The following is a 15,635-nucleotide window of genomic DNA, read 5'->3' as shown; positions in this document are numbered from 1 at the left end:
CCCACATTCACGCTCATTTGTCACATTCAGCTTTAGCTGATCATTTTCTCAATCGGGAGTACCAGAATGCCTTCGGCGCCGACGGCTTTGAGCTGGCTGGTGATGTGCCAGAAGTCGTCCTCATTCACTACCGACTGCACCGACACCCAGCCTTCTTCGGCCAGCTTCGTGACGGTGGGCGACTTAATGCCGGGCAGCAGGGCCTTCACCGCGTCGAGGGCGGCCACGGGGGCATTGAGCACAATGTACTTGTTGCGGCGGGCGCGACGCACGGCCTGCATGCGGAACTGCAGCTGCTCGAGCAGCTCCTTTTTCTCGGCGCTTAGGCTCTGGTTGGCAATGAGCACCGCTTCGGAGCGGAACACAGTTTCTACTTCGCGCAGGCCGTTGCCCAGCAGCGTGGAGCCACTGCTGACAATATCACAGATGGCCTCGGCTAGTCCAATGCTGGGGGCAATTTCCACCGACCCGCTGATGGTGTGCAGGTTGGCTTTCACGCCGCGCTCCGCCAGGTAGTCGCCCAGAATGCGCGGGTACGAGGTAGCAATGTTGACGCCCTGCAGGTCCTCAATGGAGTCATAGGTGGCGGCGCGGGGCACGGCCAAACTCAGGCGGCACTTGCTGAAGCCCAGGCCTTCTACTTCCAGGCCGGGAAAACCGGCTTCCACCAGCACGTTCTGGCCCACAATGCCCAGGTCGGCCACGCCGTCCTGCACGTAGCCGGGAATATCGTCGTCGCGCAGGTACAGGATTTCGAGGGGGAAGTTGGTAGCTTCGGTTTTGAGCTTGTAGGAAGCCGAGAGGAAGCTGATGCCGCATTCCCGAATCAAATTCAGGGAATCTTCGCTTAAGCGGCCCGATTTCTGGATGGCCAGACGGAGCATATGTCTTTCAATTAGGAATTAAGAATTAGGAATTAAGAATTGGCGCGTTTTGCCAAGTGCTTAACCGTAATTCAGAAGGGGTTGGTGGGAAACAGGGCAGCAGACCCAAACGTTGGAAATTAGCCATAATCTGGCCGGGCCACCTGCTTTCGGGGGCCGGGGAACCAAGGGTGCGGTTCGCCCAACGGGGTCAATATGATGCGTATATTCCTCTAGAAAGAGGAATGATGCCCGTGGTGATGGTGATGCTGGGTCTCAGACGCGCAGGCCTCAGCCAGGCGGCCCGCAACGGGGGCAGCCAGGTGGCTAGAAGAGCTCAGGAAAAGCGCGGAGAAAAGCATACGGGGCTTGGAGTAGCGGGGCAAAGGTAAGCGCGACAGTCAGAGTTGAAAACTTTTCAGCAAAAAAAATCAATTTGGCAACCTGTATCTTCGCCCTTTCTGCACGATTTCCACTTTCTGGCACTATTGTTTCGGGCAATGTGCCGTCCCTGTTGCTAACTTTTCTTTCTGCTGTCCCTATGCGCACGTTCCTTTTGGTGAGCTGGCTTGTGGCCCTGAGCAGCCTGGCGCTGCCGGTCGTTGCTCAAACCGCAGCTGCTGATACGACCCAACCCCAGCTGCCGCTGCCGCAGGCCAGTCCGCGGGCTCTGCTCCAGCAAACCGTGGGCCTCACCGACATTACCGTGGAGTACCACTCCCCCAGCGTGAAGGGCCGCGGTATCTGGGGGCAGCTCGTTCCCTACAACCAAATCTGGCGCGCCGGGGCCAACGAGAATACCGTTATCACCTTTTCCAGCAACGTGCACCTGAACGGGCAGCTGGTGCTGGCCGGCAAGTATTCCCTCTTCGTGCTGCCGGTATCGGACCAGGACTGGCAGTTTGTGCTGAACAAAGTAACCACGCACTGGGGCGCCGAGGGCTACAACGCGGCCCAGGACGTGGTGCGGGTGCCCGTGGTGCCGGAAGCCTCGGCCTTTCGCGAAACCCTGTGCTACTGGTTTTCGGATGTTCGCCCCACCGCCGCCCACCTCAATCTAAGCTGGGAAAAGCTTACGGGCTCACTCACCATCGAAACGGACGTACACGCCCAGGTGCTGGCGGGCATCGAGCAAACCCTGGCGGCCCGTCCCAACAACTGGCAGCTGCTGGCCCAGGCGGCCGAGTATCTGGTCCAAAATAACCTTCAGGCCGAGCAGGCCCTGCACTACATCAACGAGTCGATTCGATTAAATGAGTCCTATACCAACACGTGGATAAAAGCGCGGCTGATGGCTTCCAAGCAGGATTATGGCACGGCCGTCATCTACGCCCGCAAAGCCCTCAAGCTCGGCGACAAAGACGACGCCAACTTTAAAGCCCAGCAACCTAACATGCGTATTGCCCTCACCGAGTGGCAAGCCAAAGCTTACTGAGCAGTCGTAGGAACCAGGCTTTCGTACGTTAACTTCAACCGGCGCCCCACTAGGCGCCGGTTTTCGTATAGGCTGCGGGCGCAGTACCTTGGTCAGCATGGAAGCGTTTCTCTCCGTTTGCACCGCGATTCATCCAATGTCGGTGGCGCTAGAGTCTGCACTGCGGGAGCGGGTGCAAGCCGAGGCGGTGCCCGACCGGGCCTACCTGCTGCAGCCCGGGCAAACGGCCAACCGCCTGTATTTTCTCGAGCAAGGGCTGGTGCGCGGCTTCTACCTCAAGGAAGGCAAGGAAGTCACGTCGTGGTTTATGCCGGAAGGGCATTTCGTGATTTCCATCCACTCCTTTTTCGCCCGGCAGCCTTCGCACGAGTACCTGCAGGCCCTGGAAGACTGCCGGCTCTGGTCCTTGCGCTACGAGCAGCTACAGCAGCTGTACCGCGAGTTTCCGGAATTCAACTTCATCGGCCGCACCCTCACCGAGCGGTACTACGTGCTCAGTGAGCAACGGGCTCTGCACCTGCGCATGTACTCGGCCGCCGAGCGGTACGAGCAACTGCTGCGTGACTTGCCCAACATCTTCCAGCGGGTGCCGCTCAAGCTACTGGCCTCCCACCTGGGCCTCACGCCCGAAACGCTCAGCCGCCTGCGTGCCCGCCGCAGTTCTTGATATTTATCAAGTGTTCCGGCAACACGAAGCCTGACTTTTGGAGCATTGTTTCACTTAGCTCCTTTCGTCATGCATTCCTTGTTTGCGACGCTGCCTTTGGGTGGCTACCACGTGTCGGCCCCACCCCTGCTGGTCATCATTTTTCTAGCCTTTATCTTCTGCTTTGTGCTGGAGCGGATAGTTCCGGGCTGGCAGCTGCCTTGGGTTCCCACCTGGCCACGGCGGGTACTGACGGTCAATCTGGCCCAGCTGCTGGTGGTCGTGGTGGCGGGCGTCACCTGGGAAAAGTGGTTTTCGGCCTACTCGCTGTGGCACGTTTCCCGGCACCTGGGGCCGGTACCTAGTGGCCTGCTGGCCTACGTGGTGGCCACGTTTATATTCTACTGGTGGCACCGCTGGCGCCACACCCAGGATTTCCTCTGGCTGCACTTTCACCAAATTCACCACAGCCCCCAGCGCATTGAGGTTATTACCTCCTTCTACAAGCACCCATTGGAAATGACGGTTAACTCCCTCATTGGAGGCTTGCTGGTGTACACCGTGCTGGGGCTGAGCCCGGCCGCCGGCGCCGTGTACACGCTGTGTACGGCCCTGGGTGAGTTTTTCTACCACACCAACGTGCGCACGCCCCGCTGGGTGGGTTACATTTTTCAGCGGCCCGAAATGCACCGCGTCCATCACCAGTACCAGCAGCACAGCCACAACTATGGCGACCTGGTGGTGTGGGACTGGCTCTTCGGTACCTACCGCAACCCCGCCCGCTTCACGGCCACCTGCGGCTTCGATGCGGAAAAGGAAGAACAGTTAACCGATATGCTCCGCTTTAAGGACGTGCACGCCGATGCTTAATTTATTCGCACTAGGCCGGTACGCCTTGCTAGGGTTCGTACCGCTATTGCTGGCTGGCTGCAACGACGGTGCCCTGGGCATTAGTGGCAGCGTAGCTGAATCTCGGCAACGGCAGGTGTTTCTTCGGCACTATACTCCTTCCGTATCGACGTTTACCTTCGCGGGTGTACCCTATCGGATTCAGGAATGCTGGGTAGAACAAACCTGGACCCACCGGGGCTGGAACAAAATGGTTATTGACCCGGACAAGTATGCCGGTTACAATTTCGTTGTTCGCGTAACGCCTTCGACTGATCAGCTCTGGGGTATCAGGTTTCAGTCGGTCACCATGCAAAGTCAGCATCTGAGTTCCACGGCCTCCAGCCTGTGGAGCACAACTTATGGCGTGCCGCCCGATACGCTGGCCTACCGGCTCATGCTGAGCGACTCCACGCCTACCAATCAGGTAATTCGGTTTTATAAACACGCCCGCTAAAACCGCGCAATTACGCGCACGTTCACCACCCGGGGTGAAAGGTAGTTGGGCACGGCGTAGGTAAGGCCGTTCAAATCCTGCACGTAGTTGTAGCCCCCAATGTTGTTAGCCGCAATGATGTTGAGCACTTCCAGTCCCAGCCAGAGGCTTTCGAGCTGGCCGGGGCGGCGCGTGGCCGCGTTGCTCTGCAAACTCAGCACTTTCGAAAAGCCAATATCCACGCGCTTATAGGAGCGCGTGAGCTTGGTAGTGCCGCGCAGCTCGGGCGCTTCGGGCGGGCTAAACGGCAGGCCCGAGCCAAATACTAGGTTCACGTAGCCTTTCACCGAGGGGTTGTTAGGCAAGTGGTCCTGGAAGAAGATACCCAGGTTCAGGCGCTGGTCGCTGGGGCGGCGGATATAGCCTTTGGGCTGCTTGCCCACGGCCTGCCCGTCGGCATCAAACACGGTCAGAGAATCGTCGGAGAGGTTTTCGCGGGTGGTAAGCACGCCCAGACTGATCCAGGATTCGTCGCCTTTCACGAACTCCCCACTCACGCGGGCGTCGAAGCCGGCGGCGTAGGCCGTGGCGTTGTTACGGGCAAAGTAGCGCAGGCGCACATTGTCCACGTCGTAGGGCACCACGTCCGTCATATACTTGTAGTAGACTTCCCCCGTGAGGCGGAAGGGCCGCCCCCACTGCTCAAAGCGCAGGTCGGAGCCGGCAATGACGTGCAAGGAGCGTTGGGCCCGCAGCTCCGGGTTCAGGGAGGCCGCGTACACCAGCGGGGCCTGGGGCGCGGCGCGCTCAGCCACCTGGCGGCGCAGCTCGCGGTAGAACGGCGGCTGGTAGTACAGGCCCGTCCCGAACTTAAATGACAGGCGTGGGTTGCGGCGCGTGATAAACGAATACTGGGCCCGGGGGCTTACCACCAGCTGACCGTTCGCCGTCCAGTAGTGGGCGCGCAACCCGTAGGTGAGTGTGCGCAGCGAATCCAGGGTCACGCGGTCCTGCACGTAGCATTGGTAGCGGTAGCTGTCCAGGTTCAGGCTGGAGCGCAGGCGGGTGCGGCGGTAGTCAGGCACGAAGTCGGCTGAGTCGACGTAGCTATATTCATTCAGCACGTCTTCAATGTGCTCCTGCCCGGCTTTGGCGCCAGCCAGCACGGTGTGCCGGGTGCCGGGCGTCCACTCGGTGCGGGCTTCCAGGGTACCTACCCGGGCCTGCAGGGTATTGCGGGAATGCTTAAAGCTGGAACCGACGTCGCGCTGGCGCACTTCCCGGTTGTAGTCCTGTGAATTGGGGTCGCGGTTGATATCGGCGAAAAAGTAGCCCGCCTCCACGTCGCGGTATTCCAGCTCCTTGGACAGCAAAAGGCCCGCCTGCAGCTCCCCCGTAAAGGAATTGGTAAATCGACGGCGCAAACTCAGGCCCGTTTGGTAGGTATCGTACTGCATCCGCTCGTGCCCATCGTAGAGGATGGTCAGGCGCTGAAACTGGGCCGTGCCCGTGCTGAACGTAGCCTGGCCCGAGACGGGCGAAAACAGAAAATCGTTGTGGGCTACGGCCGTGAGCAGGCTCAGGGTAGTGCGGCTGGGGTCCGAGGCATCGCGGCCCAGGCCGGCGGTGAGGTACACCTGCGCATCGTAGAACGTGGGATTATACTGTCCCTGCGCCGTTCTGAGCGTGTTGAAGACGTAGGTGGGGTTCTTGTAACGCACCCCCACCAGATAAGTCAGGCGGCGGTTGGGCGAAGCGGCTTCTACGTGGGCGGTGCCGCCCGTGAGGCTGGCCGTGGCCGAAGCGGCAAACCGCTCGGGGCGCTTGTAGTTCACGCTCAGCACCGAGGCCAGCTTATCGCCGTACCGGGGCTGCCAGCCCCCACTGGAAAACTCCACGTTTTCCACCAGGTCGGGGTTGATAAAGCTCAGGCCTTCCTGCTGGGCGGAGGTAACGAGAAATGGCCGGTACACCTCAAAGCCATTCACGTACACTAGGTTTTCCTCGTAGTTGCCCCCGCGCACGGCGTAGGTGCTGGTCAGCTCGTTGTTGGCCACTACCCCGGGCAGCGTCGTCAGAATCTTGTTGAAGTCGCCGAATGCAGAGGGCAGCTCTTTGGCTGCGCGCGGGTCAATAGGTGTAATGCTTACCTGCTCACGTGGGTCGGCTCCGCTTGGGCGGGCTCGGACGGTGACGTTGCTCAGGGCCCGGTTATCGGTTTGCAACGTCAGCTTCAGGTCCCGGGCGTTTGCCAGGTCCAAGGGCTGGCGCAGGGTTTGGTAGCCGATGCGGCGCACCACCAGCACTAGCGGGCGGGCAGCGGTGGGCGGCGTTACGGTGAGGGAAAACCGGCCCGCGGCATCCGTATTGGTGCCGCCGGGCTGGCCTTCTACCCCCACGCCCGCCAGCTCCAGTGGAAGGCCGCCGGCATCAAGCACGGTGCCCTGCACCAGCACCCGGGCAGCCTGCTGGGCCAGGGCCGGCGGCAACGCCAGAAATAGGGTTGCTACCAGCAGCCATAGGCTAGACTGACCTACTACCGGCCGCTTCCCCCACCCACCGCTGCGCATTAGTTTTCCTCGCTGGCTACGGTGGCACTTACTTGCTCGCGCAGGTCGGCCAGGGTAGCAATAGGGTCCGCGGAATTGAAAACAAACGAGCCGGCCACCAGTACGTCGGCGCCGGCCTGCACCAGGGCCGCGGCGTTTTCGCTCGTCACGCCCCCGTCAATTTCAATGAGGGCGGGCGAGCCGCAGTCCACCAGCAGCTCTTTCAGGGCGGCTACTTTGCGTAGGGTATTGGGGATAAAGCTCTGCCCGCCAAAGCCCGGATTCACCGACATGATGCAAACCAGGTCGAGGTCGGCGGCAATGTCTTCCAGCACCCACACGGGCGTGTGCGGGTTGAGGGCCACCCCGGCCCGGCAGCCCAGCTGCTTGATTTGCTGCACCACGCGGTGCAGGTGCGGGCAGGCTTCGTAATGGACTGTGAGGTTGGCGGCCCCGGCGTCGCGGAAGGCGGTCAGGTAGTGCTGGGGCTCCTCAATCATCAGGTGCACGTCCAGGGGTTGCTGGGCGTGGCGGTGAATGGCCTGCAGCACCGGAATGCCAAAGGAAATGTTCGGCACAAAGCGGCCATCCATCACGTCGCAGTGCAGCCAGTCGGCGGCGCTACGGCCGAGCATTTCGGCTTCAGCTTGGAGGTTGGCAAAATCGGAGGCCAGCAGCGAAGGGGCCAGCAGCGGCATGGGGCGACGAAGTGCATTCATGAACACGAAGGTAGGCGTTGGGTTGGATACCGGCCGCAGCGGATAACGTAAAAAAGCGGGCCCGGCGTACAAAGTCGGGCGGTTGGGGTAGCTTATCTACCTTCACCAGCCAGACTTGGTACACCGGGCCCGCCGGGCTACGGCCGCTTACGCCTCGTCGCGACGCTTCCAGGGCTGCCAGTCCAGGTCCCCGTTTTCGCGACGGCGCAGGAACACGGTCTGGTCGTCGCGCTGCATTTTGCCGAAGGTGAGGTCGGCGCGGCAATCCAAACACTTCACCGAGGTGTACTTAAACTTATCCTGGGCCACGCGGGAAGACAAATCCAGGTTATCAGACCCGCAGATACCGCAGTTCAGCACGTCGGGAAAGCTCAGCCGGTCGTACTCAGCCACCACCTCGTGGAAGTTGATGCCTTGGACCGTAAAGTGAAACTGCCGGCGCCCGATGCGCTTGGAAATCATCAATTGAAGCATGAGAAATAGAAATAGGGTTACGAAAGAATGAAAAAACTACAGCCCGACCGACGACTAGCGGCGCACGAAGCGGGTAGCATACTGCACCGTGCCAGCGTTGACCAGGCAGCTATATGTGCCGGCAATCAGGTGGGCGGCGCTCAGCTGGGCTGGTCCGGCAGCCCCCACAAGCGTCTGCTCGCTCACCAATCGGCCCAGGGTATCGAAAATCCGGACCTGCACGGGGCGGCGCTGCAGCTCAGCGGGCAAGGCCAAAAAGAACTGGTCGGCTTCGCTGGGATTGGGGTATACCCGTACTTCCCCCCGATTGTGCACCAGCCGGGTACCCAGCGGCGTGCCGGGGTTGGCCAGGTTATAGGCGCGCACGAAATCGGGGATGCCGTAGCCCAGCAGGTTGTCCGGGGCGGCGGCCTGGGTGCCCGACTGCTTCAGGAGCGTAATGATTTCCTGAGCCGTGCGGTTGCGGTTGGCCTGCCAGAAGCCCGCCGTCATACCCGCCAGAATGGGACAGGCGTAGGAAGTGCCATTGCCCAGCACCACGGCCCCGGAAGGACGAATGACGGCGGCCTGCCCCCCGCGGGCGGCCAGGTCGGGCTTGATGCGCCCGTCGGCGGTGGGCCCCACGGAGCTGAACCCGCTGCGGATGCCCACCGAGTCGACGGCGCCCACGGCAATGATGGAATCGGCATCGGCCGGTACGCCAATGTAGCGCCAGGCCCCGTTGCCATCATTGCCGGCACTGTTCAGCACCAGAATGCCCACGCGTGCGGCCAAGTCGGCGGCCCGGGTGCCAATGGCGGTATTGCCATCCAGCTCGGCGTAGGTGTGGGTAGCGGCCGGGAAGTCGGGAAACGTGGTGTAGCCCAGGGAGGAGGTAATAATGTCAACGCCGACGGAGTCGGCATACTCGGCCGCTATCAGCCAGTTCATTTCCTCTACCGGCGTTTCGGAGGCCACGTCTTCGGTAATGCACAGGTGGTAGGTAGCCTTGGGGGCCGTGCCGGTGAAAAAGCCCGGCTGCGAAGCGGCCATGGTAGAAAGCACACTGGTGCCGTGCCCGTCGCGCAGGAATACGGCGGGCTGCTTATCCACAAAGTTATAGGTGCTGGCCAGCCGGTTTTCCGCAAACAAGGGTTGGAAGGGCGTGAGCTTATCTACGCCGGGAAATCCCGCGTCGAACACGGCAATGTGCATGTCCTCGCCCCGGTAGCCGGCATCGTGCATGGCCACGGCCCCGAGCTGCACGGCCTGGGCATACGCCTTGCCGTAGTCGGAGCGGCGGCCGGCAACGGAACGCTGGGTGGCGGCGGACACGGGCGCATACGTGTCGGACGCCGGAGCGGCCGTTTTCTTACGGTTCAGCGGGCTGGCCTGCCGCACAAAGGGCAGGGCCTGCACCTGGGCCAGGGTGGCGTCGTCGCAGCTGATCATCACGGCATTAAACCAGCGCGAAGGGTACCAGTAGCTTACGCCAGGCACGGCTTTCAGCTGGGCTACGTAGCTAGGATTGACGGGCAGGTCCTGGGCCGTAAGAGCAATATTCTGGCGTTGGCGGCGCGCCTGGGCCCGGGCCGACAGGAAGGCGTCGGGCTGGTCGAGTTGAAAGGGCGAGCCGGCTTTGTCCTTAAAGTAAATCAGGTGCTTTTGGGTGGTAGCCCGCCGGGCGGGCGGAGTAGGCCCCGCCCAGGCAGTGCCGCTGATAGCCAGGGAAAGAAGTAAGCCAGAGACCAGGTGTTTCATAATACATCAACTGAAAGGGCCGGCCTAAGCCGGCCCGATAACAACATCAGGACAAAGGAAAAAGACTACAGCTTCCCGCTTTCCACCAATACTTCGCGCCGCTCCCGCCCACTCTGGATATACCCGGCCGCAATGGGGCAGCCGCCCTGGTCGGGGTTGGGGTTTTGGCAGTAGAAGTACCGCTTCCGCTCCCGAAACACAGGCCCTTCGCTTTTTGCGAATACCTGCTGGCGGCTGGAGAAGTAGTACGCATCATCCTCCCCGTCGTCGACGGTGGTGACGGTTTCGGGGTAGCTTTTATCCCCAGCCGTGAAGGCTTCACCCACGTTCAGGTAGCGGCGGCTGAGCGTGTCCACGTCGGCAAAGGCGTAGGGGTTCCAGCGGCGGCCTTCGCGCACCGGAAACACCAGTTCCACCGTGCGGCGGTTCTGGCCCGTGAGCTGCAGGGTCTGGCTGGTTGGGGTGAGTACGTACACGCTGTCGTCGCGCCAGGTATCGGTGGCCAGCACGCGCTTGGAGCGAATAACCCGGTAGCTGCGCAGGCCAGCGGCATCGGTGAAAATGCCTTCCACCCGCTCCCGAAACTGGAAACGCGTGCTGATGGACTGGTTTTCCTCCCACACCACGTCTTCGACGTCAAATATGCGGTAGGTACCCACGGCAATAGGGTAATAGTCGGTGCCCAGGGGCGTAGCCTCCTCGGTTTCCGTGTCGCAGGCGTACGCTACACCCACTACGGCTACCATCATCAGCGTTCGGCGTAGCCAACCAGCCAGATTCCTCATATTGTTTCTACGGTTTGCGCTGCGGGTGTAGCTACTTCCTCAATGATGTGACGCTCAATCCAGCCCCCGCCCAGCACGTCCTGGCCCTCGTAGAATACGGCGGCCTGACCAGGCGTGATGGCGTGCACGGGCTCTTCGAAATATACGTGAATTTTGTCGCCGATTTGCTCCAGAAACGCGGGTGAGCCGCCGTGGTTGTAGCGCACTTTGGTGGTGCTGGGCACCAGGCCGCGGCCTTCCAGAGATGCATACTTACCCATGTTCAGCTTGCCCACTACGGTGCGCGTGCTGGCTAGTTCCTCGTAGTTGCCCAGCACTACCTGATTGGTTTCGGGGCGTATTTCGGTCACGTACACTGGGAAGCCCAGGGCCACGCCCAGGCCTTTGCGCTGCCCGATGGTGTAGAACGGGTAGCCTTCGTGGGTGCCAATGACGGTGCCGTCGCGGAGCACAAACTGGCCGCCAGCCACGCGCTCCTCCAATCCGGCCACCCGGCGGCGCAGGAAGCCGCGGTAGTCGTTGTCGGGGATAAAGCAGATTTCGTAGCTCTCGGGCTTGTTTACGAGTTCCGTGAAGCCGCGGCGCCGGGCCTCGTCGTAGATTTCGGTTTTGCGCATCTGGCCCAGGGGGAACAGGGTGCGCGCCAGACTCTGCTGACTCACGCCCCAGAGCGCGTAGCTTTGGTCCTTGTTTTCGTCGAGGCCCTTGCTGATGACGTAGCGGCCGTTTTCCTCGCGCACCTGGGCGTAGTGGCCGGTGGCAATAAACTGGCAGCCGAGCTGATCGGCGCGGCGCAGCAGGGCATCCCACTTGATGTGGGTGTTGCAGAGCACGCAGGGGTTGGGCGTGCGCCCGGCCAGGTATTCCTCGGTGAAGTTGGAGATGACAAAGTCCCCGAACTCGTCGCGGATGTCGATGATGTAGTGCGGGAAGCCCAGCTCCACAGCAATCTGGCGGGCATCGTTGATGCTATCGAGCGAGCAGCAGCCGGTTTCTTTCTTGGAGCCGCCCGCCGAGGCGTAGTCCCAGGTTTTCATGGTCATCCCGACCACTTCGTAGCCTTGCTCGTGCAGGAGCACGGCCGCTACGCTACTGTCGATGCCGCCGCTCATGGCTACCAGCACCCGTCCTTTCGAAGTATTCATACGTGATGTGAATTGCGCCCGAAGCGTGAAAGGTTCCGGCCGAAGGCACAAAGGTACGGAGGTTTGAATGGTTGTTTTGCTGGATGGCAGAATGGTTGACTAGGTGAATTGTTGCCTGGCGGAATGGCTGTCGTTGTTTCTGAACCATTTAACGGTTTACCCACTCCACCATTCAGCTATTCTCGCCGCTCTATTGCATTTACAAATGAAAAATTAGGCTATGTTTCGGATATTGCGGGGCTAACGCCCTCCTACGCCTGGCTGGCCTTCCACACCTTTTGTATGTCCCTGATTACGTCCGTGCTCGTGCGCGGTATCAATAACCTGTCGGATGCGCGCTATTGCGCCGGCATGGGTGCCGACTACCTTACCTTCCGCCTCGACCCCGCCCTGCCGGGCTACCTGGAGCCAGCCGCCGTGCAGGAGCTCAGCGGCTGGGTAGCCGGGGTGCAGCTGGTGGGTGAGTTCAGCACCTTACCCGTCGATGAAATCAATGCCCTGGCCGAGCAGTGTGGCCTGCACTATATCCTGCTGCATCGCGCCCGCCCGGCCCAGGAGCTCAGCCGCCTTACGCGCCCGGTGTTGCAGCTGGCCGAGTGGATTCCGGATATGCTGCCCGAAGACGTGGACCTGCGGTTCCGGCAGCTGGTAGCCAATACCCGGGGCATCGTGCTGGCCGATGTGCCTCCGGCCCCGCTTACGGGCGTGCAGCGGGCCCACCTCAGCGAACAGGCCCGCTCCTACCCGGTGTGGCTGGCGGCCGGCTTCGCCGAGGGTATTTCCCTGCGGGAGCTGCTGCAGCAAGTGCACGTGGCGGGTATTGTGCTGGAAGGCGGCCAGGAAATCAAGCCCGGCCTGCGCGACTTCGATGAAATGGAAAAAGTATTCGAGGCGCTGGAAGATTAACAGGCCGAATGGCTGGTCGCTTATTTGCAATCAGCCATTCAGCCCTCTGGTGCTTCACCCCATCACCGTGAGCAGGCTGAAGAACGGCTCAGCCAGCGCCAGGTCACCCGCAAAATGCACGTGCGCTTCGGCAGCAGTCCGGGGCAGGCTTTTGGTGAAGAGCCGCCAGGCGACCTGACCAGCTAAGGTAATGCGGGCTGCCGGCTCCGTAGCCTCGGTTTCCTGCAGTTGCCAGGCGCCTGCCGTACAGCGCAGCTGCCAGTGGCCACCCCCATCCCCCGTAATGTGCAGGCTGACGATAGTGCCTTCGGAAGCGGCTACGTAGCGGTAGTGCCAAGGCCAGGCGCGCAGGCAGGTTTGCAGAAACGGGTGATAAAGCTCCGTCGTCAGCAGGACCTGCTCCTCGCCCACTGCTTGCCGGATCTGCTGCTGGTGGTGCCATTTTTCGGTGTAGTCGCGGGCCACGTGAAACCAGTTGCGCGACTCCTGCTCCCCGGCCCAGGCCACCGAAAACACCGCCGGCGCCTGCGGATCGAGCGAAGCCAGCAGCCGGCAATACTCTGGCCCCGACACCTCCAGCAGCCACGTAAGCACAGCCGGGCTGAGGCGCTGGCCAGCCTGCACCCAGCCGTGGTTCAGCTCATTCAGGAACTGTACAATGCCCGCGTAGTCCGTGGAAGCCGGGGCCTGCCCGAAGTACCCGTCGCGCAGCATGGACAACGTGCGCAGGTTGCCATCGAGCAGGTGCAGGGCCACGTCACGCACCCGCCACTTGGGCGCTACGGTAGGCAGCTCCCATTGCTCGGGGCGCAGGCCGCGCAGCAGAGTCAGCAGATGCTCATCCAGCACCGGAAAGAGGTGAACGGTCTGAATAGGCTCCATGGGCAATCTGGTTTTTGTTGTTAGTTATCCGTGCGTTCTACTAACGGACAACTCATTTACTGCGACCTGGGCCCCGGGCTTAGCTGGAACTGCAGGTACTTGATGGGAATGCCCTCATTGCGGTAGCGCCGCTCGTAGTGCGTCTGGATGTCCTCGGCGTGGGGGAGCAGCTCGGGCGTGGCGTACAAATTCTTGGTATGAGCCAGCACAGTAGCGCCGGGCCGCGCCAGCACAGTTTCCAGGGAGTAGTCGAACAGCGCTTCACTATCCGTTTTGAGGTGCACGAGGCCCCCGGGGCGCAGTACTTGCTGGTACAGATCCAGAAAACGCGGGGCCGTGAGCCGGCGCTTGGCGTCGCCCAGGCGGGGGCGCGGGTCGGGAAACGTAATCCAGATTTCGCTTAGCTCGCCGGGCGCAAAGTGCTCCAGCAGCGTGAGGGCCTGGGTTCGCAGGAAACCCACGTTGGTGAGTTGCTGCTCCCGGGCGCGGGTGCTGCCCCGCCAGATTCTTTCGCCCTTGATATCGAGGCCCAGAAAATTGCGCCCGGGGTAGCGGGCAGCCAGCCCCACGGTGTACTCGCCCTTGCCGCAGCCCATTTCCAGCGTGATAGGCTGGGCCGTCGGAAAAAAGGCCTCATTCCAGCGCCCGACCAGTTGCTGGTACGTATCCTTGCCCGGCTCCACAATCTCGGGCCGGCCGGCGTTTTCGGCAAAACGAACAAGTTTAATTCGACTCACTGCTGCAATGTGCTAATGTGATGAAAATGTGCTCCGCTGCGCTAATGTGGAAAATGGGCTGCAATGGCAGAGTGCAAGTGGAGTCAACGAGAAAATTTACAGCTCAGGAATTTCGGCGACGACGAAGGTACTGCCACCAATGAAGATGACATCATCGGCATGCGCAGCGGCGCGGGCAGCCTGCACGGCTTCGGGCACGGTGCCGAAGGTACTGCCGTGCAGCCCGGCAGCCGTGGCTTGCGCGGCCAGCTCCGGGGCCGGCAAAGCGCGCGGAATACTGGCCTGGCAGAAGTAGTAGGTTGCCTCGGTGGGCAGTTGGGCCAGCATGTGGGGCACGTCCTTGTCGTTAACGGTGCCCAGCACCAGGTGCAGCTCCCGGCGCGGCACGCGGGCCAGCTGGGCCATGACTAAACCCAGGCCCGCCTCGTTGTGGCCCGTGTCGCAGATAATGAGCGGACGGCGGCCCAGAATGGTCCAGCGCCCTTGCAGGCCCGTCAGCTGGCGCACCTCGCGCAGGCCGGTTTGCAGCGCCTCGTCGGAAATAGCAAAGCCCTGGCGGCGCAGTTCCTCCACCGTAGCCAGCACCCCGGGCAGATTTAGGCGCTGGTAGTCGCCCACTAAACCCAGGGTGTACTCGGCGCTGCCCCCAGCGGGATACCGCACAACGCGCACCTGCTGTTCTTCCTCGTCGAAGGTCGGCTCGCGCACCAGCTCTACCGCGTATTCATCGGCAGCAAAGACCAGGGAGGCGCCTTCCGCGGCAGCTTTACGTCGGAATACGTGGGCCACTTCCGGCTGATGCTGGCTGATGATTGCGGGCACGCCGGGCTTGATGATGCCGGCTTTTTCGGCCGCAATTTCGGGCAGGGTGTTGCCCAGCAGCGCCATGTGGTCGAAGCTGATGTTGGTAATGAGCGAAACCAGCGGGGTAATGATATTGGTGGAATCCAGCCGACCGCCCAGGCCTACTTCAATGATGGCAATGTCTACCTGCTGCTCGGCGAAATACTGGAAGGCCAGGGCCACGGTCATTTCAAAGAAGGAAGGCTTCAGCTCTTCAAATAGCGGCCGCCAGCGCGCCACCCACTCTACCAGGTAGTCGGCCGGTAGTTCCTGGCCGTTCAGCTTCACGCGCTCCGTAAACTCGCGTAGGTGGGGCGAGGTGTACAAACCCACCCGGTAGCCCGCCGCCTGCAGTACCGCCGCCAGCCAGTGCGAGGAGCTGCCTTTGCCGTTGGTGCCCGCTACGTGCACGCTCCGAAACTGCCGTTCGGGGTTGCCCATGGCCTGCATCAGTGCCTCAATGTTGGCCAGGCTCTTGGTGTGGGCCGCCGCCCCTACCCGCTGAAACATGGGCAGCTGGGTGTAGAGGTAAGCCAGGGTTTCTTCGTAATTCATGCGCAAAGAAAAAGCCGCCGGCCGGAATTTCC

15 protein-coding genes are annotated in these 15,635 nt (G+C 61.5%); 5 read left to right on the top strand and 10 right to left on the bottom strand.

Annotation, left to right across the window (positions count from 1 at the left end; translation table 11 throughout):
* Positions 1–32: 32 nt before the first annotated feature.
* A complete protein-coding gene (gene hisG, locus HER32_RS00660) occupies positions 33–884 on the bottom strand; it encodes an ATP phosphoribosyltransferase (RefSeq protein ID WP_168679689.1) in 852 nt (283 codons plus the stop codon).
* A gap of 520 nt (positions 885–1,404) precedes the next feature.
* On the opposite strand from hisG, the gene HER32_RS00655 reads away from it, so the two are divergent.
* The 4 genes from HER32_RS00655 (at position 1,405) to HER32_RS00640 (ending at position 4,289) form a co-directional block, all read left to right on the top strand.
* Entirely contained in the window at positions 1,405–2,298 is an 894-nt protein-coding gene (locus HER32_RS00655; protein ID WP_149071428.1) for a DUF2911 domain-containing protein, read from the top strand.
* A 136-nt stretch (positions 2,299–2,434) separates the two neighbouring features.
* The gene (locus HER32_RS00650; RefSeq protein ID WP_232066331.1) at positions 2,435–2,965 is read left to right on the top strand and encodes a Crp/Fnr family transcriptional regulator; all 531 of its coding nucleotides are present in this window, start codon (positions 2,435–2,437) and stop codon (positions 2,963–2,965) included.
* 69 nt (positions 2,966–3,034) lie between these two features.
* Complete coding sequence (locus tag HER32_RS00645; RefSeq protein ID WP_197748855.1) at positions 3,035–3,814, top strand: sterol desaturase family protein; 780 nt, start codon at positions 3,035–3,037, stop codon at positions 3,812–3,814.
* Entirely contained in the window at positions 3,807–4,289 is a 483-nt protein-coding gene (locus tag HER32_RS00640; RefSeq protein ID WP_149071426.1) for a hypothetical protein, read from the top strand. Before HER32_RS00645 ends, HER32_RS00640 begins: the two co-directional genes overlap by 8 nt.
* Here the strand turns inward: HER32_RS00640 and HER32_RS00635 are convergent.
* The 6 genes from HER32_RS00635 to mnmA all read right to left on the bottom strand — a co-directional run bounded on the left by HER32_RS00635 (position 4,286) and on the right by mnmA (position 11,680).
* Positions 4,286–6,838 (bottom strand): carboxypeptidase-like regulatory domain-containing protein, encoded by a 2,553-nt coding sequence (locus HER32_RS00635; RefSeq protein WP_168679685.1) that lies wholly within the window; start codon positions 6,836–6,838, stop codon positions 4,286–4,288. The genes HER32_RS00640 and HER32_RS00635 overlap by 4 nt on opposite strands.
* Positions 6,838–7,536, bottom strand: coding sequence for a ribulose-phosphate 3-epimerase (gene rpe, locus HER32_RS00630; RefSeq protein ID WP_232066330.1), 699 nt, complete (start codon positions 7,534–7,536; stop codon positions 6,838–6,840). Before rpe ends, HER32_RS00635 begins: the two co-directional genes overlap by 1 nt.
* Before the next feature lie 147 nt (positions 7,537–7,683).
* Positions 7,684–8,010, bottom strand: a complete 327-nt coding sequence (locus tag HER32_RS00625; protein ID WP_149071424.1) for a hypothetical protein — start codon at positions 8,008–8,010, stop codon at positions 7,684–7,686.
* Positions 8,011–8,064: 54 nt separating this feature from the next.
* Positions 8,065–9,750, bottom strand: coding sequence for a S8 family serine peptidase (locus tag HER32_RS00620; RefSeq protein WP_168679683.1), 1,686 nt, complete (start codon positions 9,748–9,750; stop codon positions 8,065–8,067).
* Positions 9,751–9,815: 65 nt separating this feature from the next.
* On the bottom strand, positions 9,816–10,499 hold the full coding sequence (locus tag HER32_RS00615) for a hypothetical protein (RefSeq protein WP_168679681.1): 684 nt from the start codon (positions 10,497–10,499) through the stop codon (positions 9,816–9,818).
* A gap of 32 nt (positions 10,500–10,531) precedes the next feature.
* On the bottom strand, positions 10,532–11,680 hold the full coding sequence (gene mnmA, locus HER32_RS00610; protein ID WP_168679679.1) for a tRNA 2-thiouridine(34) synthase MnmA: 1,149 nt from the start codon (positions 11,678–11,680) through the stop codon (positions 10,532–10,534).
* 282 nt (positions 11,681–11,962) lie between these two features.
* On the opposite strand from mnmA, the gene HER32_RS00605 reads away from it, so the two are divergent.
* A complete protein-coding gene (locus HER32_RS00605) occupies positions 11,963–12,586 on the top strand; it encodes a hypothetical protein (RefSeq protein WP_168679677.1) in 624 nt (207 codons plus the stop codon).
* Between the two features lie 54 nt (positions 12,587–12,640).
* Here HER32_RS00605 and HER32_RS00600 read toward each other — a convergent pair whose 3' ends face one another.
* From HER32_RS00600 to HER32_RS00590, 3 genes are all read right to left on the bottom strand, one after another.
* Complete coding sequence (locus HER32_RS00600) at positions 12,641–13,468, bottom strand: maleylpyruvate isomerase N-terminal domain-containing protein (RefSeq protein ID WP_168679675.1); 828 nt, start codon at positions 13,466–13,468, stop codon at positions 12,641–12,643.
* 56 nt (positions 13,469–13,524) lie between these two features.
* Entirely contained in the window at positions 13,525–14,205 is a 681-nt protein-coding gene (gene trmB / locus HER32_RS00595) for a tRNA (guanosine(46)-N7)-methyltransferase TrmB (protein ID WP_168679674.1), read from the bottom strand.
* A gap of 96 nt (positions 14,206–14,301) precedes the next feature.
* Positions 14,302–15,603, bottom strand: coding sequence for a bifunctional folylpolyglutamate synthase/dihydrofolate synthase (locus HER32_RS00590; protein WP_168679672.1), 1,302 nt, complete (start codon positions 15,601–15,603; stop codon positions 14,302–14,304).
* Positions 15,604–15,635: the final 32 nt, after the last annotated feature.

This window comes from Hymenobacter sp. BT18 (assembly GCF_012273015.1).
GTDB lineage: Bacteria > Bacteroidota > Bacteroidia > Cytophagales > Hymenobacteraceae > Hymenobacter > Hymenobacter lutimineralis.
The sequence above is the reverse complement of the archived record's forward strand: the minus strand, read 5'-3'. Positions and strand labels throughout refer to the sequence as shown.

Coding starts and splice junctions, on each gene's coding strand:
- HER32_RS00615 (WP_168679681.1), bottom strand. CDS start 10,499: ATGATGGTAGCCGTAGTGGGTGTAGCGTACGCCTGCGACACGGAAACC.
- HER32_RS00635 (WP_168679685.1), bottom strand. CDS start 6,838: ATGCGCAGCGGTGGGTGGGGGAAGCGGCCGGTAGTAGGTCAGTCTAGC.
- HER32_RS00645 (WP_197748855.1), top strand. CDS start 3,035: ATGCATTCCTTGTTTGCGACGCTGCCTTTGGGTGGCTACCACGTGTCG.
- HER32_RS00625 (WP_149071424.1), bottom strand. CDS start 8,010: ATGCTTCAATTGATGATTTCCAAGCGCATCGGGCGCCGGCAGTTTCAC.
- HER32_RS00590 (WP_168679672.1), bottom strand. CDS start 15,603: ATGAATTACGAAGAAACCCTGGCTTACCTCTACACCCAGCTGCCCATG.
- HER32_RS00650 (WP_232066331.1), top strand. CDS start 2,435: ATGTCGGTGGCGCTAGAGTCTGCACTGCGGGAGCGGGTGCAAGCCGAG.
- HER32_RS00655 (WP_149071428.1), top strand. CDS start 1,405: ATGCGCACGTTCCTTTTGGTGAGCTGGCTTGTGGCCCTGAGCAGCCTG.
- rpe (WP_232066330.1), bottom strand. CDS start 7,536: ATGAATGCACTTCGTCGCCCCATGCCGCTGCTGGCCCCTTCGCTGCTG.
- HER32_RS00620 (WP_168679683.1), bottom strand. CDS start 9,750: ATGAAACACCTGGTCTCTGGCTTACTTCTTTCCCTGGCTATCAGCGGC.
- HER32_RS00640 (WP_149071426.1), top strand. CDS start 3,807: ATGCTTAATTTATTCGCACTAGGCCGGTACGCCTTGCTAGGGTTCGTA.
- hisG (WP_168679689.1), bottom strand. CDS start 884: ATGCTCCGTCTGGCCATCCAGAAATCGGGCCGCTTAAGCGAAGATTCC.
- mnmA (WP_168679679.1), bottom strand. CDS start 11,680: ATGAATACTTCGAAAGGACGGGTGCTGGTAGCCATGAGCGGCGGCATC.
- HER32_RS00600 (WP_168679675.1), bottom strand. CDS start 13,468: ATGGAGCCTATTCAGACCGTTCACCTCTTTCCGGTGCTGGATGAGCAT.
- HER32_RS00605 (WP_168679677.1), top strand. CDS start 11,963: ATGTCCCTGATTACGTCCGTGCTCGTGCGCGGTATCAATAACCTGTCG.